The following is a 20,913-nucleotide window of genomic DNA, read 5'->3' as shown; positions in this document are numbered from 1 at the left end:
TTTGCATGACTCAGCCTGCCCCTCACCTGCCCGAGCAGTTCCGTGCCCTGCGCGCCGTGAAGGACGAAACGGGCGTCCGCACCGAGTTTCAGCAGCTCACCCCCGCGGACCTGCCGCCCGGGGACACCGTGGTGCGGGTGACGCACTCCAGCCTGAACTATAAAGACGGCCTCGCGGTTGCAGGCCGCCCCGGCGTCTTGAAGTCGTATCCCATCACCCCCGGCATCGACCTGGCGGGTGAGGTGGTGCACGACGAGACGGGCACCTATGCACCCGGCACGCCCGTCCTGCTGACCGGCTGGGGCATCGGCGAGCGGCAGGACGGCGGATACGCCGAGTACGCGCGGGTGCGGTCCGAATGGCTCGTGCCCCTTCCCGAGGGCACGGATGCCGAGTGGGCGATGAGCGTGGGGACCGCGGGCTTTACCGCGATGCTCGCCGTGCTGGCTCTGGAGGAGCACGGCGTGACCCCGGCACAGGGAGAAGTGCTTGTCACGGGCGCAGCGGGCGGCGTGGGCAGCACCGCCATTTCCTTGCTCGCGGCTGCCGGGTTCACCGTCACCGCCAGCACCGGGCGGCCGCAGGAGGCGGACTACCTCCGTTCCCTTGGGGCGGCAAAGGTGATCGGCCGCGAGGAGCTCCCCGCCCTCCAACGGCCCCTCGAAAAGGAACGCTGGGCGGGCGTGGTGGACACCGTGGGCGCTGAGACGCTCGCCGGAGCCCTCGCGAGTACGCGCGTTCACGGCTCTGTGGCGGCCTGCGGCCTGGCGGGTGGAAGCGCGCTTCACACCACGGTCTTCCCCTTCATCCTGCGGGGCGTGAACCTGCTGGGCATCGATTCGGTGACCTGCCCCACGGAAAGGCGGCGCGCGGCCTGGGCCCGGTTGGCGCGCGACCTTCCCGCTGCCCGGCTCGCGGAGGTGACGCAGGTCCGTCCCCTCGCGGACGTGCCCGCCCTTGCCGAAGAGATTCTCGCCGGGCGGGTGCGGGGCCGAACGGTGATTGCGGTTGCCGCCTCCCCTGATAAGCTGTCGAGGTGAATCCCCTTCCCCGACTCACGCTGCTCGCCTGCGCTGCCCTCGCCCTGACCGCCTGCGGCCGTACCGCTCCGCCCCAGGCCTCCGATCAGCCGCCGGTGACGGTCATCAACGGGAAGGTCGCGACCTGGAGCGGAATAGGCAGCATCGCCGTCCCCGACCTGCTGCTGGTCAGCGCTCCAGTGAACGCGGACGGCACCTTCACACTGACCCTGCCCGGCGAGGCGGCGCTGACCGGCCGGACCCTGACCGCTTCGGAAGTGATGACCAATCTGGACTGCACGGGATCACTGAGCAGCAGCGCTCCGGGAACGCGCGGTTTTCTGCTGGCGGTCCTGAACGCGCAAGACGCGTCTGGGGTCCGGCAGGTGAGCGCGGTAGAGGGAACCAAGACCGGCGCGCTCAGCCGCAGCGTTCATGTTCGCGCCTGGCTGTACACCGATGGTCCGACCCAACTGCGCGGCACGGTCAACTGCGCCCGGATGTTGAACATGCCTCAGCTCAGCAACCTGCCCGTTGACGTGGCCGTGAATACCCAGCGCGGCTGGAACGTGCTGGATCTGACGCTCAACCTCAGCGCCACCATCTTCGGGCAGGTGAGCGGCTCGGGAGGAGTGGCCAACTCAGCGGGGGGCACCGCTGTCACGACCTGGCGGACCCTCGCGGAGCTTCAGGCACAGCTCGGGTTCTAAGCCCTGACGCCAATAGGCCAATAGGGACGAGTCGCCGCAGGACCTGCCTGACTCGTCCTTTTGGCAAAGATTTTGTTCTGTCTTCAGCGTAACGCGCTATCCTGCCGCCGGATGACCGCTGCTTCCTCGCCCACTGACCAGCGTGCCCGGCAGGTTCTGAAGGCCGTGTGGGGCTACGACGCTTTCCGCGGCGTGCAGGCCGAGATCGTTCGTACCGTGACGGAGGGTGGGAATGCACTGGTTCTGATGCCGACGGGCGGGGGCAAAAGCCTCTGTTACCAGGTGCCTTCTCTCCTGCGGGCCGGTGTGGGCATCGTGGTGTCTCCGCTGATCGCGCTGATGAAGGACCAGGTGGACACGTTGCGGCAGCTCGGGGTGCGGGCGGCTTTTTTGAATTCCACCCTTCCAGCGGAGGGGGTGCGGGAGGTGGAAGCGGCCCTGCTGGCGGGTGACCTCGATCTGCTGTACATCGCGCCCGAGCGGCTGCTGTTGCCCCGCACGCTCGACCTGCTGGAACGCGCCCCGCTGGCGCTTTTCGCCATCGACGAGGCGCACTGCGTCAGCCAGTGGGGGCACGACTTTCGGCCCGAGTACGGGCAACTTGGAGTACTGCCCGAACGCTTTGGGCACATTCCGCGCGTGGCCCTCACCGCGACGCCGACGAGCGCACGCGCGCAGACATCCTGCGGGTGCTGGGCCTTCACGGTGCGCCGCAGTTCGTCTCGTCCTTCGACCGCCCCAACATTCAGTACCGCGTGGCCCGGAAGGCCGGCCCCAAGACGCAACTCCTGGACTTCATTCGGGCCGAACACGCGGGCGATGCGGGCATCGTGTACTGCCTCTCGCGCAGGTCGGTGGAGGAGACGGCCCGCTGGCTACAGGCACGGGGGATCGACGCCGTGCCCTACCACGCGGGCCTTTCTTCCCGCGAGCGCGACTGGGCACAGGAACGCTTCCTGAACGAGGAGGGGCTGATCGTGGTCGCGACCGTCGCCTTTGGCATGGGCATCGACAAGCCGAACGTGCGCTTCGTGGCGCACCTCGACCTGCCCAAGAGCCTGGAAGGGTACTACCAGGAGACGGGCCGTGCCGGACGCGACGGCCTCCCCAGCACGGCCTGGATGGTCTACGGCCTAGCGGACGTGGTGAACGTCAAGCGGATGCTCGCCCAAAGCCACGCTCCAGAGGACGTGAAACGCGTCGAGGCGGCCAAGCTCGACGCCCTCCTTGCCTACTGCGGGGCGGTGACCTGCCGCCGTCAGGTGCTGCTTGCGTCCTTTGGCGAGAGGCTTGAGCAGCCCTGCGGCAACTGCGACGTGTGCCTGAATCCTCCGCGGGTGCGCGACGCCACCCGGGAGGCACAGATGGCCCTTTCCGCGGCGATCCGCACCGGCAACCGCTTCGGCGCGGGGCACCTCACCGACGTGCTGCTTGGCCGTGACACCGAGAAGGTGCGGGCGATGGGCCACCACCTCCTGCCCACCTTTGGCGTTGGCAAGGAGCACGACGAGAAAACCTGGCGCGAGCTGCTGCGCCAGCTGGTGAGCCTGGGCTATCTCGCGGCGGATAAGCATTACGGGCTGCGGGCGACCGGCCGGGCCCGGCCGCTTCTGCGCGGTGAGGAGCCCTTTGAGCTGCGTGAGGAGACGCTCGCTTCCAAACCCGTCCGGCCGGGTCGCTCCCCGGTCACCCCCCGGAACCAGCCGCTCTTCGAGGCCCTGCGCCGCTGGCGGCTCGCCAAGGCGCGTGAACAGGGCGTTCCCCCCTACGTGATCTTTCATGACGCGACCCTGCACACCGTGGCCGAACTGCGCCCCAGCAGCCTGCACACCCTGGGAAGCGTGAGCGGCGTGGGCACACGCAAGCTGGAGCAGTACGGGCAAGAGGTGCTGGCGGTCGTGCGAGCACACTCGGGGAGTTTCAGCCGTCAGCGGGCAGAAGCCGCGCGGGGGACCGCGGAAAACGCGGCGGTGCTGGGGGTTTTGCGGGGAAGCGATCAGCGTTCAGCCCTCAGCACTCCGCCGGAAGCGCGCCCCGCCACCCTCTTCGCGCCTCCCCCACAGGCCCCCAACCCCCAGGTGGCCGGGGCCCTGCGCGCCCTCCGCAAGGAACTCGCCGGGGAGACGGGCCACAGCGCCTTTGTGATTTTCCCGAATGCGGCGCTGGAGGCCATCGCCGCGCGGCAGCCGCGCACGCGGGCCGAGCTGCAGGACGTCCCAGGGCTGGGACCAAAACGCATCGAGGCGTACGGTGACCGGATTCTGGGCGCAGTCCTCTCCGCGCTGGACCGGGAGCAAAGACTGGAAGAGCGAGGCTTGACGGCAGCAGAAGTTGTAAATGGCATCGCTACAGGTTGATGATGTGATGACGGAGCGCGCCCACACGGGAAAACTCAGCACGCGAACGGCGATGGCGGTTCATCTCCTCACGCTGGTGGAGGCCGAGCCCGCGGCGGCCCATTCGAGCGAGTGGCTGGCGGGCAGCCTGGGCGTTCATCCGGTGGTGGTGCGGCAGATCACATCCCGGCTGCGCGCGGCTGGACTGGTCGAAACGCGCCGGGGCAAGGCGGGGCTGCGCCTGACTCGCCCTGCCCGCGAGATCACCCTGCTCGACGTGTACCGCGCCGTCGAGGCCGAGGATGCCCTGCTTGCCCTGCACGTCCGCCCCAACCCGTCTTGCCCGGTCGGCTCGAGGATTCAGGCTGCCCTGGAGGACGTGTTCGAGGACGCCCAACGGGCCTTCGAGCGTTCCTTGGCCGCCCACAGCGTCGCGGACGTGACGGCCCGGGTGCTCTCCCGCGCTGGGTGAGCGCCGTTTTCTTATGCTCAACCTGTAAGCCTTTTGCCTACACGTCTTGCTCTGGAGGTCCACCCATGAAGATTCTGCTGATCGGCGGTACCGGTATGGTCGGTTCCCGCATCCTCGCTGAAGCGCAGTCGCGCGGCCACGACGTCACCGCCGTTTCCCGTCACGGGGAAAGACGTCTGGACGCGAACGACACCGAAGCCCTGCGCGCCGCCCTCACGGGCCAAGACGCCCTCGTCGTCGCCCTCGGGCCCAGCCGGACCGACCAGGATGCGCCGAGGCTCGTCGACACCTACCGCCGCATCCTCGACGCGGTGCGGGGCAGCGGGGTTCGTGTTCTCTTCGTGGGTGGGGCGGGCAGCCTGTTCGCCGCCCCCGGGGTCCGTCTGGTGGACACCCCCGAGTTTCCAGAAGCCTACAGGGCCGAGGCGCTGCAGGCGGCGGAGGCCCTCGACCTCCTGCGCGGGGTGCACGACGTGAACTGGACCTACTTCAGCCCCGCCATCGTGCTCGCGCCCAGTGAACGGACGGGACGCTACCGGCTGGGCCGCGAAGAACCCGTCTTGAACAGCGCGGGAGAGAGCTTCATCAGCGCCGAGGACTACGCGGTCGCCCTGCTGGACGAACTCGAACAGCCCCGCCACGAGCGGCAACGCTTCACGGCCGGCTCCTGATCCCCCCTCAGGGCGTCTGCGGGGCCGGTTTCACCCTGAGCCGCGGGAGGGTCAGGCTGAGCACCAGCCCAGCGGCGACAAGGCCCAGCGCGAGGAGGTACGCGCGCCCTAGCCCCTCTGCCAGGGCGCGCCCGCCCGTCGCGATAGCAGCGGAACCGATCAGCAGCGCCATGAGTGCGACCCCCAGCGCGCCGCCCATCTGCCGCGCAAACAGCACGCCGCTCGTGACGGCCCCCAATTCGGTGCGGGCCGCCTGTTCCTGCGCCGAGAGGAGCAGACTCAGCATGGCAAAGCCCATGCCCATGCCCACCACGAATCCCAGCGCGGACGTGACCCACAGCGGCTGATGAACCGCGAACGTGAGGGCTGCAAAGGTGGCGGTCAGGACCAGAAAACCGAGCTGAGCCAGCCGCGCAAGGGGCACCCGGGTCAGCAGCCGCGCGCCCAGGATGCTCGCCAGCGTCCACCCCACCAGCATGGGCGTGAGGATGGCCCCCGCTCCGGTCGCGCTGCCGCCGCCCACGCCCTGCGCGTAGAGCGGCAGGTACGCGATCACCCCGAAGTACGCCGCGCCGCCCAGCAGGTTCCCGGCAAAAGCGACGGCGGTGGTGCGCTGCCCCAACGCACGCATGGGCAACAGGGGGTCCGGGTGCCGCCGCTCGACCGCCACCGCCGCCAGCAGGATGAGCAGGCCCAGCCCGACCAGCAGCCACGCCCGGCCCTCCAGGCCCCACACGGTCAGGCCGCTGCCCAGCGTAAAGAGCGCAGCGCCCGCCCAGTCGAGCCGCGCAGGCCGGGTGTTCGCTGTCTCGCGCAGGTGCCGGGCGGCGATCAGCAGGGCTGCCAGCCCAAACGGCAGGCTGGCGTAGAAGGTCCAGCGCCACGACAGGGTATCGGTCAGCCAACCGCCCAGCAGCGGCCCCAGCAGGCCCGAGAGACCCCACACGCCGCTGATGAACGCCTGGACTCGCCCGCGTTCCTGAAGCGAGTACGTTTCCCCCACGATGGTCATGGTGAGGGGCAGCACGGCGCCTGCCCCCAGGCCCTGGAGGGCCCGCGCGGCCACCAACCAGCCCATGCTCTGCGCGAGGCCGCACAGGGCACTCCCCAGCAAAAACAGCACCACGCCGGTCAGGTACAGCCGTCGCCGTCCCAGCATATCCGAGGCGCGGCCCCACAGCGGGCTACTCACCGTGCTTGTCAGCAGGTACACCGCAAAGGGCAGCGCATACATCCGCTGGCCACCGAGATCGGCGATCACGCTGGGCATGGCGGTCGCGACCACGCTGGATTCGAGGGCGGCCAAAAAGACGCCCAGGATCAGGCCGGTCGTCGCAAGCTGCCGGGCACGCCGCGCGGCAGGAGAAAGGGTCGGCGACTCCGTCATGGAGAGCAGGCTAGCGCGCCCTGGGCCCACAGGGGCAAAGGACGCTGCGGGGACGCCCGCCCCCTCCCTCCTGGGCTAGACTCACCCCATGTTCGCCCCCTCCGGTGCCCCGTCCGTCACGGTGGCTTTCTTAGCGGGCCTGTTCTCCTTTCTGAGCCCGTGTGTGCTGCCGCTGGTGCCCAGTTATCTGGGCGTGATCGGCGGGGCGCGGGCACCGCTTGCGCGCGCGCTGGGCTTTATCCTGGGCTTCGGGCTGGTCTTTATCGCGCTGGGTGCGACCGCGAGCAGCCTGGGGGCGCTCCTGGCGCCGCACAAGATCGTGCTGGGGCGTCTGGCGGCGGTGCTCATCGTCTTTTTTGGGCTGGTGATGCTGGGCGTGATCCGCCTGCCCGGGCTGATGCGGGACACACGGGCCCTGGCGAAGGCGGACGGGTACGGTCCCGTCGCGCTGGGTGCCGCCTTTGCCTTCGGCTGGAGTCCGTGCCTGGGCCCGGCGCTGGGCAGCATTCTGGGGTTGGCCGCGAGCAGCGCGAGCCTGAGCACCGGCGTGGGCCTGCTCGCCGCGTACACGCTGGGCCTGGCCCTGCCGTTTGGGCTGGCGGCCCTGCTGTGGCACCGCCTGAACCTGCGCCGCCTTCACCGCTACGCGGGCGTGTTCGAAAAGGTGGGCGGCGCCGTGCTCGTGCTCGTCGGGGGGCTGATGCTGACCGGACAATTCACGCGCCTGGCGACATTCTTCTATGAGGTGATGCCGGCGTGGCTGAGGGTGTAAGACGGCTTCCGGTGGAACAGGAACGCCGTCCCGGTCAACCCCGATTCCCCACGCACGCTCTTCAGCTGCGCGACGTCTGGCTCCGGCTGGGCCGAGAGGTGATCCTGCGCGGCGTGACGCTCGACGTACCGGCAGGAGAGGGCGTGACCCTGCTGGGTGAGAACGGGGCAGGCAAGACGACGCTGCTGCGGCTGCTCGCCTCGGGCCTGCGGCCCACGCGGGGGGAGGGGCGGGTGCTGGGCTTCGACCTGCGGGACAGCCGGGCGGTGCGCGACTGCGTGCACCTCATGCCGGTGGACGGCGGGCTGTACCCCGACCTCACCTGCACGGAAAACCTCGACTTTGCCCTGAGCATGCACGGGCAGCGCGGGGACGTGGCGGGGGTGCTGCGGCGGGTGGGCCTGGAACGGGCGGCGAGTCGCCGAGTCCGTTTCCTCTCGGCGGGGATGCGCAAGCGCCTCGCCCTGGCACGGGCCTCCCTGCTCGCCCGGCCCCTCACCCTGGTGGACGAGCCCTTCGCCAACCTGGACGACGGCGGGCGGCAGCTCACCCTGGAGTTGCTCGGGGACCTCGCCGCGCAGGGCGTGACGCTGGTGGTCGCCGCGCACGAACCGCAGCTTGCGGTGCAGATCGCTCCACGAGCGGTGCGGCTGGCCGCGGGGAAGGTGGAGGAACGTGCAACCTAGAGCCTGGACCGCAGAAGAAGACACGCCCCACGCTTCGCCCACTGGGCTTCAGTCCGCCCTCACCGTCGCCCTCAAGGACCTGCGCGTGGCCGGGCGCACCCGCGATACGCTCCTTGCCACCGCCTTTTTCGCGGGGCTGGTGCTGTTGGTGCTGGGGCTGGCGCTGGGCGGAGAGGGTGCGGGACGAACCCCGGCGCAGACGGCAGATGTGGCGACGGGTGCCGTCTGGACGGCGCTAGCGCTCGCCGCCGCCGTGGGCGCGCAGCGCGCCTTTGCACAGGAGCAGGAGGCGGGGGCACTCGAACAACTCACCCTGTATCCGGGACCGCACGGGGCGCTGTACGTGGGCAAGCTGCTGGGCGTGGCGGGGCCGCTGCTGCTGGTCACGGCCTTGATTCTCCCGGCGGGTCTGATCCTGTTCGGGGCGGCGGGGGCGGGGCGGGCGGTGCCGTGGGCCGAGCTCATCTGGCCCACCGTGCTGGGCGTGATGGGGTTCGCGGCGGCAACGACCTTTTACGGGGCGATCACCGTGAACCTGCGGGCAAGGGAGGCGCTGCTTCCGGCGCTGGCTTTTCCCATCCTCGTCCCCGTTGTGATCGCCAGCGTCAAGGCCACCAGCCTGCTGCTGACGAGCGGCTGGACACCCGAGGTGACGACCTGGGTGACGTTCCTGGCCGCCTTCGACCTGGGAACGGTGATTCTGGCAACGCTGCTGTTCGGGTACGCCGTGGAGGGGTGAGGGCGCAGCTACATGCCGCTTGGCGGCTCTGCCACCAGCAGCACCGCCCGTCCGTCGTGATCCCCGGTCGTCTCGGTCGGCGTGTCCAGCCGTGACCCCAGGTCCACGTAGCCGGCCCGCCGGTAGCGGCCGCCGCGGTTCAGTCGGTCGGCCAGGTCTTCGCGGGCCACCTGGAAAGAGCGGTAGGGGTGGCCGGGCTTTGGAAAGAGGCGTACCCCCTCCAGGCTAAAGGCCCCAGGAAAGGCGTAGCCCCGCGCCAGCGGCACCGGGCCGAAGAGGCGCCCGTGGTTGTTGGGCACCCAAAAGGGGCCGTCACTAAAAGCCTCGCCCGGCCCGCTGGGCAGCATGGGATACAGCTTGCCTCCCACCTCGCCCCAGTAGCCGGTGGAGTGGCCGCCCTTGGGGCCGTAACCGGCGGCCTCCATGGCGGCCAGGAGGCGGGCGGTGGCTTCCTCGGGCGTGCGGGCAGCGCGGTCGATGAGCAGGACGTTGATGGGCTCGCGCAGGGTCCGCCCGCCCAGCTTCTCGCCCAACCAGGTGGCGGGGACGAGGTCTTTCGTGATCATCCAGCGGCCCACCTCACCCACCTCGGGCACCGGAACGGGTGAATCTGCGGGCCGGTAGGTGGCCGGGTCAGGCAGCGGCCCGGCGGGCACCGCAGGAGCACAGGCGGCCAAGAGCGCAGCGGACAGGGCGGCGAGGGCCAGCAGGGGCAGGACGCGGGAACACTTCACGAGTTGACCTCCGGGAATGGGTGGCCTTACAGAAAAGGGGTCTGGGTGGAAAGCCCACGGTTTTAACCGTGGGATGCAGAACCCAGGCCGCCCAACGGGCGGCGGTGCCCAAGCGGCTCGCCGAGTGCTGAAGCCTCGCCCTGGAACGTGGGCAACAAGGGCCCCTCCAAAACCCAGTTCGCCCGCCGCCGCTCAAAGGGCGTGAGTTCTGCTTCCAAATGGAGGCGCTGGCACTCCCGCACCGCCTCCACGATTTCCGAGACCCGCCGCTTCTTCGCCATGTCCCAGTCTTCCGTATCTTGCAGACCTCCGCAAGTTCTATCATTCTTCGTCTGTGGCTACGGCAACCCTCACCCTCAAGCTCCCTTTTCTCGACCTGAACGCGGTCAAGGGGAGGGAGTTCGAGAGGTTGCAAGCCCTCAACACCGAGGTCGCCAACGGAATTCTTGGGTTGCCCCACGAGGTGCGGCGCAAGCTGACCACGAAGGGCTTCGGACATGTTGAGATTGGCTCGGCCTGGATGAATCAGACCATCCGCAACGTCAACGCCCAGAAGAAGGCCAAGTCCTTCCGCCGTATGCCCCTGGAGACGAACAATCAGGGTTGGACGCTCCATAGGGTCGGGGATACCTACTCGGTTGGGTTTGGACTGCTGCGCGGCGTGAAGCGTCGGATTCCTCTACAAGTCCATCAGAGCAAACACGGCGAGGTGCTGGAGCGGATTCTCAGCGGCGAGGCCAAGCAAGGCACGCCGCGACTGACCCGTTCCAAGCGCGGCGTCTGGTACGCCTGCATCTCGGTGAGTTGGGACGTTCCCGACCCGTCGCAGACCACCCGATTCATCGGAGTGGACAGGGGCCAGAACCACCTTGCCGTGGCAGCAACACCCGAAGGGACTCCGAAGTTCTGGACGTTCGCCCGTATCCGGCAGATTCGCGAACACTACGCCAATAAGCGGCGCAGGCTGCAGAAGGCCGGGAAGTATAAGACGGTGAAGCGTCTGGAACAGAAGGAAACCCGCACGGTGCGTCATATCAACCACATCATCAGCAAGGAAGTCGTGGCCTACGCCGTCGGGCACGGGTGCGGGATGCGCCTCGAGGACTTGTCTGGGATTCGTTCCAGCAAGCAGCCCAGGGGAGTGAAGCGCAACGCCGCCCACAACCGGGACTACTGGCCGTACTACGACCTTGAACAGAAGATTCTGTACAAGGCGGGTTTGAGCGGAGTCGCGGTGGAGAAGGTGCCGCCGCAGTACACGTCCAAGACGTGCTGCAAGTGCGGGGCCATCGGAGAGAGGCAGCGCCATGACTTCCGTTGCGAGAGATGTGGCTACCGAGGCCACGCCGACCACAACGCCGCTAGAAATATCGGCGCGTGGCTGGGGATGGCCTGCCTGCTGGAGCTTCATGTTGCGGCAGGCGGGGTGCATGGCACACCCTGGGCTGGGTAAGTGAAACCAGTCCGAAAGGGCTGGCGTAGCGAGAACCAGAATCCCACGGATTCATCCGTGGGAGTGTCAACGTAGCAGCTTCCCTCCGGGGACACTCGCACTTGCCTCCTCGCCTTCTGAGCGCGATGCTGGCGACACGAAGGCTTCTTGCGCCTGTGCTCCTCAGGTCCAAGCATCACGGTACCGGGGATCAGGGCAAGTCAGAATGGAGCTCAACATGAGACAAGACCGCATGACGACGCTGCTGGGGGCCGCCACCCTGCTCGCCTTGGTGACCACCGCAGTGCTGGGCCTGCGCACGCCGCTCGATGTGAATCAGGGGTCACTGGTGCGGCTGATGTTTGTACACGTGCCCACGGCCTGGCTGAGTTACCTCGCCTACGGCGGGACGGGCCTTTTCGGGCTGCTGTACCTGCTGACCCGAGCGAGGCGCTGGGACCGCCTGGCGATGAGCAGCGCAGAGATCGGAGTGCTCTTTACGGTGGCAACCATCGTGGGTGGAATGCTGTGGGCCAAGCCGACCTGGGGGGTGTATTGGGTGTGGGACGCCAGGCTCACCACCACCGCGCTGAGCCTGGTCGTGTACGGCGGTTATCTGCTGATTCGTTCCCTGATCGACGACCCCGAGCGCCGGGCACGGGTGTCGGCGGTGATCGGCCTGGTGGGCACGCTGTACGTGCCGGTCAACTACATGGCGGTGGAGTGGTGGCGGGGCGTGCACCAGACCCAGACGCTCAAGCTGCTGGGGGACATCCGCTTCGACGCTGCGCCCATCTACGGCTGGGTGCTGCTGGCCGCCACCCTGGCCTTTACCCTGCTGTATCTCTACCTGCTGCGTGTGCGGGGCATCCTGGCCGCGCGCGAGGAAGCGCGTGAGGAACGTGAACTGCGAGAAGACCTCGCGAAGGTGGAGGTGCCGGCGCGTGGATAAGTACAGCGGTTACGTGGTTATCGTGTACGTGGTGACGTTTGTGCTGCTCGCGGCCTATCTGGCCTGGATAGGGCTGCGGCTGCGCGCGCTGCGTGAGGAGGAACGGGAATGACGGCCCCCTCTCCCCTGCCACGAGCTCGGCGGCACCGGCGTAGCCCCCTTCCCGCCGCGCTGGGCGTGCTGGCGCTGGTGGCGCTCACCGCCTTCATCGCCTTTGGGAACCTGGGGAGGAGCCTGGAATACTTCGTGACGCCAACCGAGTACCTGCAGCAGCGCGCCGAGTTCGAGGGCCGTCCCCTGCGCATCGGCGGTCTGGTGAAGGCCGTTCGGTACGACCCGCAGACGCTGGAGCTGAAGTTCAACGTGACGGACGGCGGCGCGACTTTCCCGGTGGAGTACCGCGGCGCGGTGAGCGACCTCTTCAAGGAAAACCAAGGCGTGGTTGTGCGCGGCGAATTCCAGGGAAACACCTTCCACGCCACTGAACTTGTCGTCAAGCACTCCGAGGAGTACCACGTGCCGCAGACCCAGGCCGAACTCAAGGACCTGCTGCGGCAGAGCGAGTGAGGCGAGCCGAACGGTGCTGAACCTGATCTCCTTTGAGGCGAGCGCGCTGGGAGCCCTTGGGCAGCTCAGCCTGCTGGGGGCCCTCGCCTTGACGCTGGGCGGCACCTGGTTGGCCGCGCTGGGGGGCTTCCGGGCCGACCCCCGCGCCACCGAGGCTGCGCGGCGGGCGACGTGGGCCGTCTTTGCCCTCGTCAGCCTGGGCACGCTGGTGCTGATGGTGGCCCTGCTGCGCGACGACTTTTCCGTGCGGTACGTGGCGGAACACTCCATGCGCGCCTCTCCGACCTGGGTCAAGGTCACGAGCCTGTGGGGCGCGCTCGAGGGCTCTATCCTGCTGTGGACCTGGCTGCTTTCGGGGTACGCCTTTCTTCTCAGCCTCACGCTGCGGCGCGACGCGCTGCGGCCCTGGGCGCTGGGCGCGATGTTCGTCAGCCTGCTCTTTTTCGTGGGGGTCTGCGCGACGGTCGCCAGCCCCTTTACGCCGCTGGCACAGCTTCCCGCCGACGGTCGTGGGCCGAATCCCGCCCTCCAGAACCACTGGATGATGGCCGTTCACCCGGTGCTGCTGTACCTGGGTTTCGTGGGCCTCAGCGTGCCCTTTGCCTATGCGGTTGCCGCCCTGATCACGGGCCGCCTCTCGGATCACTGGGTCGTCGTCACGCGGCGCTGGACGCTCACCGCCTGGGCGTTCCTCACCGCCGCGATTGTCGCGGGTGGCTGGTGGAGCTACGAGACGCTGGGTTGGGGCGGCTACTGGGCTTGGGACCCGGTGGAGAATGCCTCCTTCATCCCCTGGCTGCTGGCGACCGCTTTTCTCCACAGCGTGCAGATTCAGGAGCGCCGGGGGCTGATGCGCTCGTGGAACGTGTGGCTGATCGTGCTGGCGTACGCCTCCACCGTGCTGGGCACATTCCTGAACCGCTCGGGCATCGTGCAGAGCGTCCACGCCTTTGCGGGAGGGCCGGTGGGACCGGTCTTTCTGGGCTTTCTCGCCTTCCTGCTTGTTCTGGGGATCGGCCTGGCGGCCTGGCGCGCGCCCCTGCTGCGCGACGAGGCCGACCCCCCGGCCCCGGTGAGCCGCGAGGGGGCCTTTTTGGCTGGGAACTGGCTCTTTCTGGTGTTCGCCGTGATGGTGCTGATCGGGACCCTCTTCCCAACCTTTGTCGAGGCGCTGCAGGGGCGGCGGGACACCTCGGTCGGCCCCGCCTTCTACAACGCCTTTGCCATCCCGCTGGGGCTTGGCCTGCTGCTCTTGATGGGTCTAGGACCGCTGCTGCCGTGGCGGCGGGCCGACGGGCAAAGCCTCTGGCGGGCGCTGCGGCCCCTGCTGCTCGCCGGGCTGGGGGTAGCGCTGGTCGCGTTCCTGCTGGGCGTGCGGGCCTGGGGTGTGCTGGGCACGGTGGCCCTGGCGGCCTACAACCTCGCCGGGCTGGGCCTGCTCACCGCCCGCGCCGCGCGGCAACGGGGGGGTGACGTTTTCGGCCTGATGCGCGAGCAGCCTCGGCGCTACGGGGCCTACCTCGCCCACGCGGGCCTGGTCGTGATGGCGCTGGGCATCGCCTTTTCGGGCGCGTACCGGCAGGACGCGCAGGTCACCCTCAACGTCGGTGCGGCCCCGGTGCGGCTTCTGAACGAGACGCTGGCGCTGCAGGGCACCCGGCAGGACACCAAACCCTACGGAAACTCCGCGGTCGCGCGCGTCCTGATTGACGGGCAACCCTTTGAGGCGCGGCTGAACACCTACGTGCAGGGCGGGAACACGTCCTTTCCCGCCCCCGCCGTGCGCTACGGCCTCCTGGGGGACACGTATCTCGTCGTCACCGCCTTCGATCCGCAGGGCCGCTGGGCCAGCGTGCGCCTGATCGAAAGCCCGCTGGTGTCGTGGATCTGGTGGGGCACGCTGATCGTGGTGCTGGGCGCGGGCCTGACCCTGCTCCCCCCACGGCGAGCGCCGACGCGTGTGCCCAGCGTGCGGACCGCTCCCGCTACCGACTGAGTGAGGACCTATGACTGACCTTTCCTCCCCTTCCAAGACCAGCGCCCCCGCTCCGCTGTGGCGGCGGCTGCTGCCTCCGCTGATCGCCGCCGCGCTTGTCGCCGTGCTGGGCGTCGCCCTGCTGAGTCCCGCGCGAAACGCCACGACCGGCGGCCCGCTCGTCGGAAAACCCGCCCCCGAATTCACGCTGACCAGTCTTGACGGCGCGCAGGTCAGCCTTGCCGCCCTGAGGGGCCGGCCCGTCGTCCTCAACTTTTGGGCGTCGTGGTGCGGGCCGTGCCGCGAGGAAGCGCCCCTCTTTCGCGAACTCAGCGAGCGGCAGGGGGCGGGCACGGGCCTGGCCGTGATCGGCGTGCTCTTTCAGGAGACGAACGAGCAGAATGCGCGCGACTTCATCCGCGAGTACGCTCTCGCCTACCCCTCGCTGCGCGACCCGGGGATCAAGACCGGCATCAACTACGGCGTCGCGGGCATTCCCGAGACCTTTTTCATCGACCGCGAGGGCATGATCCGGCACGTGGACCGCGGTGGTCTCACCCGCGAGCGGCTGAACGTGGGGCTCTCCAAGATCGGGGTGGCGGGGCTGTGAGACGGTCGGCCGCCAGCGGGCGGTGGGCACTGCCCACGGCGCTCTGCCTGCTGCTCTCGGCTTCCCTCGCCCTCAGCCCCGCGCAGGAGGCCCGCGCCGAGCAGTTGGGGCGCAACCTGCGCTGCCCGATCTGCACCGGCGTGCCGATCACCGAAAGCACGAACGACATCAGCCGGGAGATGCTGCGGGAGGTGCGGGAACAGGTGGCGGCGGGGCGCAGCGACCGGGAGATCTACGCCTACTTCGCGGCACGCTACGGGAACTTCGTGCTGCTCGATCCGCCCAAGGAGGGGAGTAACCTCGTGCTGTGGGGTGCCCCGGTGGTGGCGCTTGTGGCGGGGGGCGCAGTGCTGTGGCGCGTTCTGCGGCGCAGGCCCGCGGCGGGGCAGGCAGCTCCGGCAGCCCTTCCTGCCACCGAGGAACCCTTTGACCCCTATCTCGCCGAGGTGCAGCGGAAGACCCGGCGGCCCGGGGAGAAGATATGATCCTCAGCCTGATTCTGCTCGCCCTCATCCTGCTGGCGTCGCTGGGGCTGGTGCTCGCGCCGCTGCGCGCCTCGGTTCCCCAGGACCCTGACGCGGCGGAGCGTGACCGCCTGCTCGCGGAGCGTGACCGCCTGTATGCCGAACTCACCGCGCTCGAAGACGAGCAGCGGCGGCCCGACCTCGAACGCCGCGCCGCACTCACCCTGCGCGCGCTGGACGCCCTGCCGCCCGCGCCTCGCTCGGGCCAGACGCGCGCGCTGGCGCTGGGGGGGGTCGCGGTGGCCGCGCTGCTGACGGTGGCGGGCGCGCTGACCTTTGTGCCGCGCTGGCAGCTCGCCGCCTTGGGACCGGGCGAGGCGCAGAACGTGCGGGACGCGCTCGCGCTCCCTGAGCTCCGCCGCCGAGCGGAGACCACGGGCGACCGAGCCGCGTACCTGGCCTGGGGCAAGGCCGCTTTCGACAGCGGGCAGTACGCTCAGGCGGTCACGGCCTACGGCAACGCGCTCAAGCTCGATCCCCGGCAGCCGGAGGCGCTGCGCCGCCTGGGCATTCTGCTCCTCACCCGCCCCGAGCAGACCGGGCAGCCGCTTAGGCCAGAGGACGCGCAGCAGGCCTTTTTGCTGATTCGCACCGCCGCGCAGCTCGCCCCCCAGGACCCAGAGTCGCAACTGCTGCTGGGCTTCGCACTGGCCCGCTTTGGCCAGGACGAGGAGGCCCTCACGGCGCTGGAACGCTACCGAACGCTCGATCCCAAGGGCCGAGACGCGGACGAACTGATCACGGCCATCCGCGCTCGCCAGAACGAGGCGAATCCGGGCCTACGCGTGTATGCCGCCAGCTGCGCGAGCTGCCACGGCGCAAGCGGTGGAGGCGGCGCACTCGGCCCCAGCCTGCGCGCCTCCTCCCTGTCGCGGGACGCGCTGCGAGCGGTGATCGTCAACGGCAAGGGCGCGATGCCCGCCTTTCCCAACCTCGGCGCCGCTGAACTCCGTGCTCTGCTGGACGTGCTGGAACGCTGGCAGAAGGAAGGCCCATGAGGCTGAGCCGCCGCGCCCTTCTGGAACGCTGGTGGGTGCTGCCGGTCGCGGGCACGCTGGGTGCCTTTGGCTACATGGGCTGGTATGCCAGCCGCGTGACCTGGGGCAAAGAAAGGGTCGGCCCGCCGGACTTCCAGCCGGGGAAGGCGGTGCGGGTCGCCGCGCTGGAGGCCCTTGCGGAAGAGTGGACCGAGGTGGCCTTCCAGTACGCGGGGCGGCCCTGCGTGGCGCTGCGGGTACCCGGGCCGGTGCCGGGCGGCCTCAGCGTCGGGGACGCCCATTACGCGGCCTACTCCCGGGTCTGCACCCACCTGGGCTGCGCCGTGAACCTGGTGCGTGACCCGGAGGTGCTGGCCTTTGCGTACAACTACCGCCCACCACCGGGCGAACGTCACCCGCAACTGGGCTGCCCCTGTCACTTCAGCGTCTTTGATCCCCTGCAGGGTGGAGTCGCTGTCTTCGGCAAGGCGAACGCACCCCTTCCCCGCGTGCGGCTCGAAGCGCGGGGGCAGGATCTGTACGCGACGGGCATCGAGCCCGCGCCGGCGCTCGGGACCTGAGGGGGCAACGGGTCAGCCGACCGTCCGCTACGCCGTGCCGGTCTGAAGAGCGCCCCGCCGAGCCACCTCTGCCCGCACCGCCGGGGCGACGACTGTGCCGTACAGTTCGATCGCCCGCATGATCTGCGCGTGCGGCAGGGTCCCCACACTCAGCTGCATCAGGAAGCGCTGGTGCCCAAACAGCTCGTGCTGGAAGAGGATCTTTTCGGTCACCTGCTGCGGATCACCCACGAAGAGGGCGCCGCGCGGCGAGCGGTCACCCTCGAAGTGCGCGCGCGTGATGGGCGGCCAGCCCCGTTCACGTCCGATGCGGTTCATCACCAGGGCATGGGCCGGGTAGGCTTCATTCGCTGCCGCCTGGGAGGTTGGCGCGATGTAGCCGTGCGCGTTGATCCCCAGGGGCAGCTCGCCGTGCCCGGCCGTGCGGGCCGCCTCGCGGTAGAGCTCGACAAAAGGCCGGAAGCGCTCCGGGAGGCCGCCGATGATGGCCAGCGCCATCGGCAGGCCGAGCGTCCCGGCGCGACGTGCGGAAGCAGGGGTGCCGCCCACCGCCAGCCAGATGGGGAGTTCGGGACGGGTGCGGGGATAGACACCCTCGCCACGCAGCGGAGGACGTGTGCGGCCCTGCCAGAAGACATGCTCGTCCTTGCGCACCTTGAGCAGCAGCTCCAGCTTCTCTGCAAAAAGCGCGTCGTAATCGAGCGGCGGCCCGCCCAGAAACAGCGGAAAGGACTCTGCAAAAGAGCCGCGCCCCACCATGATTTCCGCTCGACCGCCCGACAGGAGGTCAAGCGTGGCGTACTGCTGGTACACCCGAATGGGATCCTCGGTCCCCAACACCGTGACGGCGCTGGTGAGGCGAATGCGGCGCGTGCGTGCAGCGGCCGCCGCAAGCACGACGCTCGGCGCCGAAACGAGATAGTCGGGCCGGTGGTGCTCTCCGATGCCGAACACGTCTAGGCCCACCTGGTCGGCCAGCTCGATCTCTTCCAGCAGGTCTTTGAGCCGCTGCTCGGGGCTGAGGGTCGCCCCGGTCACGGGGTCGGGGGTGAGTTCGCCGAAACTGTACAACCCAAGTTCAAAGGGGGGGAGGGGTGGATTCATGGCTTCTCCTGTGTAGAGCTTGAGGCCTGCTGCGTCCCGTATGCTGAACGCCGTGCCAACGAACGCTTGTTTGATCCGGCTTCCGGCCCTGGCCGTTCGCCCTTGGGAAAGCGCCCAAGGCAACCGCCATTCTGGCTGTCCTTTTCCTTCTTCCGCCGGTCGGAGTTCTTCAACTGGAAGCCGTAGGGTGGGGTGGAGGGGGAAGACCGGATGAGTACGGCGGTCCTCCAGCCCCGCAGCGTGCTGTTTGCGCCGGGAAACCGCCCGGACCTGATCGCCAAGCTGCCCCGCGCCCAGCCTGACGCCGCCGTGATCGACCTGGAAGACGCCGTGCCGAGCACGCCCGAAGCCAAGGCCGCTGCCCGTCCGGTGGCCCGTGACGCGGCCCGCGACCTGATCGCTGCCGCCCCGCACCTCGCGGTATTCGTGCGGGTCAACGCGGTGCACTCCCCCTTTTTCGAGGAAGACCTGGGGGTGCTCACGCCGGAACTGGCGGGCGTTGTGGTGCCCAAGCTGGAGTCAGCGGCGGACGTGCAGCGGGTGGTGGGCGCGCTCGCCGCACGGGACCTGCGCCTTCCCGTGCTGGCGGGCCTGGAAACCGCTGCGGGGGTGTGGCACGCGCACGAGATCATGACCGAACCGGCGGTGTCCTGGGCCTACTTCGGTGCGGAGGATTACACGACCGATCTGGGCGGACAGCGCACACCGGGAAACCTCGAAGTGCTGTACGCCCGCTCACACGTCGCGCTCGCAGCGCGGCTGGCGGGCGTGCACGCGCTGGATATCGTCGTGACACGACTGAAGGATGAGGCGGCTTTCCGAGAGGACGCCGCGCAGGGCCGCGCGCTGGGCTACGGCGGGAAGCTGTGCATTCATCCTGCCCAGGTGGCCCTGGCCCACGAGTGTTTTGGGCCCACGGTCGCCGAGGCAGAACGCGCCCGCCGCCTGCTGGACGCAGCCCATCAGGCCGCGCTGGAGGGCCGCGGCGCCTTTTCCTTCGAGGGGCAGATGGTGGACGAACCCATGCTCGCTCGAGCACGGGCCATTCTACAGGCGAGAGGAGAAACACCGTGAACGAGGATCTCAACCGCCCGCAGGGGCGCTACTTCGAGGAACTGACACCCGGCACAGTGATCCGCCACCGAGTCACCCGCACGGTCACCGAAGCGGACAATGTCTTGTTCACCACGCTCACCATGAACCCGCAGCCACTGCACCTCGACCGGGAGTACGCCGCCGGGACCGAGTTCGGGCAGCCGCTCGTCAACAGCATGCTCACGCTCAGCCTGCTCGTGGGCCTCAGCGTGCACGAGCTCACGCTGGGCACCCTGGTCGCCAACCTGGGCCTCAGCGACGTGGTGTTTCCTCAACCCGTCTTCCAGGGGGATACCCTCCGCGCCGAGTCGGAGGTCCTTGAGGCCCGCGAGAGCCGCAGCCGTCCGAACGCGGGCATCGTGGTGGTGGAGCACCGGGCGATCAACCAGCGCGGCGAGGTGGTGGCCCGCTGCCGGCGGACGGCACTCATGCAGAAAAAGCCGTCTGCCTTTCACCCCTAGCGCCCGCAGCTCCCGGCCTATGCCGGGTCGTACCAGTTGCGGTCCCAGCGATGCGCGTGCAGCTTCTGCAACTGCTCGGCGGGCAGCCCCTGCCCGTCCGCAAGGACCGCGTTGCGCTCCACGTTGCGCACGCTGCGCATCCCCACGATCACCGTGCTGACCGCCGGGTGACTCAGGACGAACCGCAGGGCCACCGCGGGCAGTTGGGCGGTCGTGATGCCCAGATCCGCCTCGATCGCGCGCAGGCGGGGTTGCAGTTCAGCCTTGCGGTTGCCGCCAAAGTAACGGTGACGCCAGTCGCCTTCCGGGAAGGTGGTCTCCGGGGTGATCGTGCCGGTTAGACTGCCCTCATCGAGGGCCACACGGACGATCACGCCCACTCCATTGGCCTGGCAGGCGTCAAGCAGCCGGTCCTGCGGCGACTGGTCAAAAATGTTGTAGATCACCTGCACGGTCTCCACAGCCCCAGCCTCCACCGCTTTGACGGCGTTGTGGGGTTGATGGTCGTTGATGGAGATACCGAAATGGCGGATCTTGCCGTCCCGCTTGAGCTGCGTGACCGCGTCCTGCCAGTCGCCCTGCCCCAGCCAGGTGTCGTTCCAAACGTGCAGCTGCTGGACGTCGATGGCGGGGAGACCCAGACGCTCCAGGCTGGCCTCGGTGCAGCGAATCACCCAGTCACCGGGATACGCCTCCTGGGCGGTGGTGTGGGGCGCGGCAGGCCATTCCATGTTCTGCGGGCTGATCTTGGTCGCGACGAGGGTGCCGGGGTGCTCGCGGGCCACCTCTCCCACCAGCCGCTCGGAGTGGCCGTTCCCGTAGCCCATCGCCGTGTCGATGAAGTTGCCACCCAGTTCGATGTAGCGGCGCAGCGCCCGGAGGCTCTCGTCGTCCCGTGCGCCCTTCCACATGTCGGCCCCAATGCCCCAGGCACCGTACCCGATTTCTGCGACGGAGAGGCCCGTACGGCCCAGCGGACGCTTGTGCATGCTCACGGGCGTACCCTACTCGCGGTGCAGGCGACCGGCATGAGGGCCGTCTTCACCGGGAGGCCACTCTCCGCTTGTTTTCAAATGATAGACAAGAAGGGCAATACATTTGACATTCGC

23 protein-coding genes and 1 pseudogene are annotated in these 20,913 nt (G+C 68.9%); 19 read left to right on the top strand and 5 right to left on the bottom strand.

All coding sequences use genetic code 11. The features are described from left to right. The first annotated feature begins 5 nt into the window (after positions 1-5). The 5 genes and pseudogenes from EI73_RS02880 (at position 6) to EI73_RS02860 (ending at position 5,208) form a co-directional block, all read left to right on the top strand. Positions 6-1,040 carry an MDR family oxidoreductase gene (locus EI73_RS02880; RefSeq protein ID WP_034384021.1) on the top strand — a complete coding sequence of 345 codons (1,035 nt, stop codon included), beginning with the start codon at positions 6-8 and terminating at the stop codon, positions 1,038-1,040. Further along, on the top strand, positions 1,037-1,729 hold the full coding sequence (locus tag EI73_RS02875) for a hypothetical protein (protein ID WP_034384018.1): 693 nt from the start codon (positions 1,037-1,039) through the stop codon (positions 1,727-1,729). Before EI73_RS02880 ends, EI73_RS02875 begins: the two co-directional genes overlap by 4 nt. Before the next feature lie 111 nt (positions 1,730-1,840). After that, positions 1,841-4,086, top strand: a pseudogene (gene recQ / locus EI73_RS02870) (DNA helicase RecQ). Positions 4,087-4,093: 7 nt separating this feature from the next. Then, on the top strand, positions 4,094-4,537 hold the full coding sequence (locus EI73_RS02865) for an Rrf2 family transcriptional regulator (protein ID WP_034384015.1): 444 nt from the start codon (positions 4,094-4,096) through the stop codon (positions 4,535-4,537). A 65-nt stretch (positions 4,538-4,602) separates the two neighbouring features. Next, positions 4,603-5,208, top strand: coding sequence for an NAD(P)-dependent oxidoreductase (locus tag EI73_RS02860; protein ID WP_034384013.1), 606 nt, complete (start codon positions 4,603-4,605; stop codon positions 5,206-5,208). Between the two features lie 7 nt (positions 5,209-5,215). On the opposite strand, the gene EI73_RS02855 is transcribed toward EI73_RS02860, so the two are convergent. Then, complete coding sequence (locus EI73_RS02855; protein ID WP_034384010.1) at positions 5,216-6,595, bottom strand: MFS transporter; 1,380 nt, start codon at positions 6,593-6,595, stop codon at positions 5,216-5,218. A gap of 88 nt (positions 6,596-6,683) precedes the next feature. On the opposite strand from EI73_RS02855, the gene EI73_RS02850 reads away from it, so the two are divergent. From EI73_RS02850 to EI73_RS02840, 3 genes are read left to right on the top strand one after another with little or no spacing between them, the layout of a single operon-like run. Further along, positions 6,684-7,367 carry a cytochrome c biogenesis CcdA family protein gene (locus tag EI73_RS02850; protein ID WP_034384007.1) on the top strand — a complete coding sequence of 228 codons (684 nt, stop codon included), beginning with the start codon at positions 6,684-6,686 and terminating at the stop codon, positions 7,365-7,367. Between the two features lie 11 nt (positions 7,368-7,378). After that, complete coding sequence (locus tag EI73_RS02845; RefSeq protein WP_051935392.1) at positions 7,379-8,053, top strand: ABC transporter ATP-binding protein; 675 nt, start codon at positions 7,379-7,381, stop codon at positions 8,051-8,053. Continuing rightward, positions 8,043-8,792 (top strand): heme exporter protein CcmB, encoded by a 750-nt coding sequence (locus EI73_RS02840; protein ID WP_051935391.1) that lies wholly within the window; start codon positions 8,043-8,045, stop codon positions 8,790-8,792. Before EI73_RS02845 ends, EI73_RS02840 begins: the two co-directional genes overlap by 11 nt. An 8-nt stretch (positions 8,793-8,800) precedes the next feature. On the opposite strand, the gene EI73_RS02835 is transcribed toward EI73_RS02840, so the two are convergent. Both EI73_RS02835 and EI73_RS02830 read right to left on the bottom strand, forming a co-directional pair. Continuing rightward, entirely contained in the window at positions 8,801-9,526 is a 726-nt protein-coding gene (locus EI73_RS02835) for a hypothetical protein (protein WP_034384004.1), read from the bottom strand. 62 nt (positions 9,527-9,588) lie between these two features. Continuing rightward, the gene (locus EI73_RS02830) at positions 9,589-9,807 is read right to left on the bottom strand and encodes a hypothetical protein (RefSeq protein WP_034384002.1); all 219 of its coding nucleotides are present in this window, start codon (positions 9,805-9,807) and stop codon (positions 9,589-9,591) included. A 53-nt stretch (positions 9,808-9,860) separates the two neighbouring features. Here EI73_RS02830 and EI73_RS02825 point away from each other — a divergent pair, with 53 nt between their 5' ends. From EI73_RS02825 to EI73_RS02790, 9 genes are all read left to right on the top strand, one after another. Then, positions 9,861-10,979: an RNA-guided endonuclease TnpB family protein gene (locus EI73_RS02825; RefSeq protein WP_051935390.1), complete on the top strand. Its 1,119-nt coding sequence runs from the start codon at positions 9,861-9,863 to the stop codon at positions 10,977-10,979. A 217-nt stretch (positions 10,980-11,196) separates the two neighbouring features. After that, the gene (gene ccsA / locus EI73_RS02820; protein WP_034387592.1) at positions 11,197-11,910 is read left to right on the top strand and encodes a cytochrome c biogenesis protein CcsA; all 714 of its coding nucleotides are present in this window, start codon (positions 11,197-11,199) and stop codon (positions 11,908-11,910) included. Beyond that, the gene (gene ccmD, locus EI73_RS15830; protein WP_081908945.1) at positions 11,903-12,022 is read left to right on the top strand and encodes a heme exporter protein CcmD; all 120 of its coding nucleotides are present in this window, start codon (positions 11,903-11,905) and stop codon (positions 12,020-12,022) included. Before ccsA ends, ccmD begins: the two co-directional genes overlap by 8 nt. Beyond that, complete coding sequence (gene ccmE, locus EI73_RS02815; RefSeq protein WP_034383999.1) at positions 12,019-12,477, top strand: cytochrome c maturation protein CcmE; 459 nt, start codon at positions 12,019-12,021, stop codon at positions 12,475-12,477. The genes ccmD and ccmE overlap by 4 nt, the downstream gene beginning before the upstream one ends. Positions 12,478-12,490: 13 nt before the next feature. Further along, positions 12,491-14,473 (top strand): heme lyase CcmF/NrfE family subunit, encoded by a 1,983-nt coding sequence (locus tag EI73_RS02810; protein ID WP_034383997.1) that lies wholly within the window; start codon positions 12,491-12,493, stop codon positions 14,471-14,473. A 10-nt stretch (positions 14,474-14,483) separates the two neighbouring features. Then, positions 14,484-15,062: a TlpA family protein disulfide reductase gene (locus tag EI73_RS02805; RefSeq protein WP_034383993.1), complete on the top strand. Its 579-nt coding sequence runs from the start codon at positions 14,484-14,486 to the stop codon at positions 15,060-15,062. Beyond that, positions 15,059-15,547, top strand: a complete 489-nt coding sequence (locus EI73_RS02800; protein ID WP_156103441.1) for a cytochrome c-type biogenesis protein — start codon at positions 15,059-15,061, stop codon at positions 15,545-15,547. Before EI73_RS02805 ends, EI73_RS02800 begins: the two co-directional genes overlap by 4 nt. Further along, positions 15,544-16,584 (top strand): c-type cytochrome, encoded by a 1,041-nt coding sequence (locus tag EI73_RS02795; protein ID WP_034383990.1) that lies wholly within the window; start codon positions 15,544-15,546, stop codon positions 16,582-16,584. Before EI73_RS02800 ends, EI73_RS02795 begins: the two co-directional genes overlap by 4 nt. Continuing rightward, entirely contained in the window at positions 16,581-17,144 is a 564-nt protein-coding gene (locus EI73_RS02790) for a Rieske 2Fe-2S domain-containing protein (RefSeq protein ID WP_034383987.1), read from the top strand. The genes EI73_RS02795 and EI73_RS02790 overlap by 4 nt, the downstream gene beginning before the upstream one ends. 27 nt (positions 17,145-17,171) lie before the next feature. On the opposite strand, the gene EI73_RS02785 is transcribed toward EI73_RS02790, so the two are convergent. Further along, positions 17,172-18,248 carry an LLM class flavin-dependent oxidoreductase gene (locus EI73_RS02785; RefSeq protein ID WP_034383984.1) on the bottom strand — a complete coding sequence of 359 codons (1,077 nt, stop codon included), beginning with the start codon at positions 18,246-18,248 and terminating at the stop codon, positions 17,172-17,174. A gap of 210 nt (positions 18,249-18,458) precedes the next feature. Between EI73_RS02785 and EI73_RS02780 the strand changes: the two genes are divergently transcribed. Next, the gene (locus EI73_RS02780) at positions 18,459-19,322 is read left to right on the top strand and encodes a CoA ester lyase (RefSeq protein ID WP_034383981.1); all 864 of its coding nucleotides are present in this window, start codon (positions 18,459-18,461) and stop codon (positions 19,320-19,322) included. Then, on the top strand, positions 19,319-19,804 hold the full coding sequence (locus tag EI73_RS02775; RefSeq protein WP_034383978.1) for a MaoC family dehydratase: 486 nt from the start codon (positions 19,319-19,321) through the stop codon (positions 19,802-19,804). The genes EI73_RS02780 and EI73_RS02775 overlap by 4 nt, the downstream gene beginning before the upstream one ends. Positions 19,805-19,821: 17 nt before the next feature. On the opposite strand, the gene EI73_RS02770 is transcribed toward EI73_RS02775, so the two are convergent. After that, a complete protein-coding gene (locus EI73_RS02770) occupies positions 19,822-20,793 on the bottom strand; it encodes an aldo/keto reductase (protein WP_034383976.1) in 972 nt (323 codons plus the stop codon). Positions 20,794-20,913: the final 120 nt, after the last annotated feature.

Origin of the sequence: Deinococcus sp. YIM 77859, from assembly GCF_000745175.1 — a bacterium.
Classification (GTDB): domain Bacteria; phylum Deinococcota; class Deinococci; order Deinococcales; family Deinococcaceae; genus Deinococcus.
Note: the sequence above shows the minus strand (reverse complement) of the source record. Positions and strands in the feature narration are given on the sequence as shown.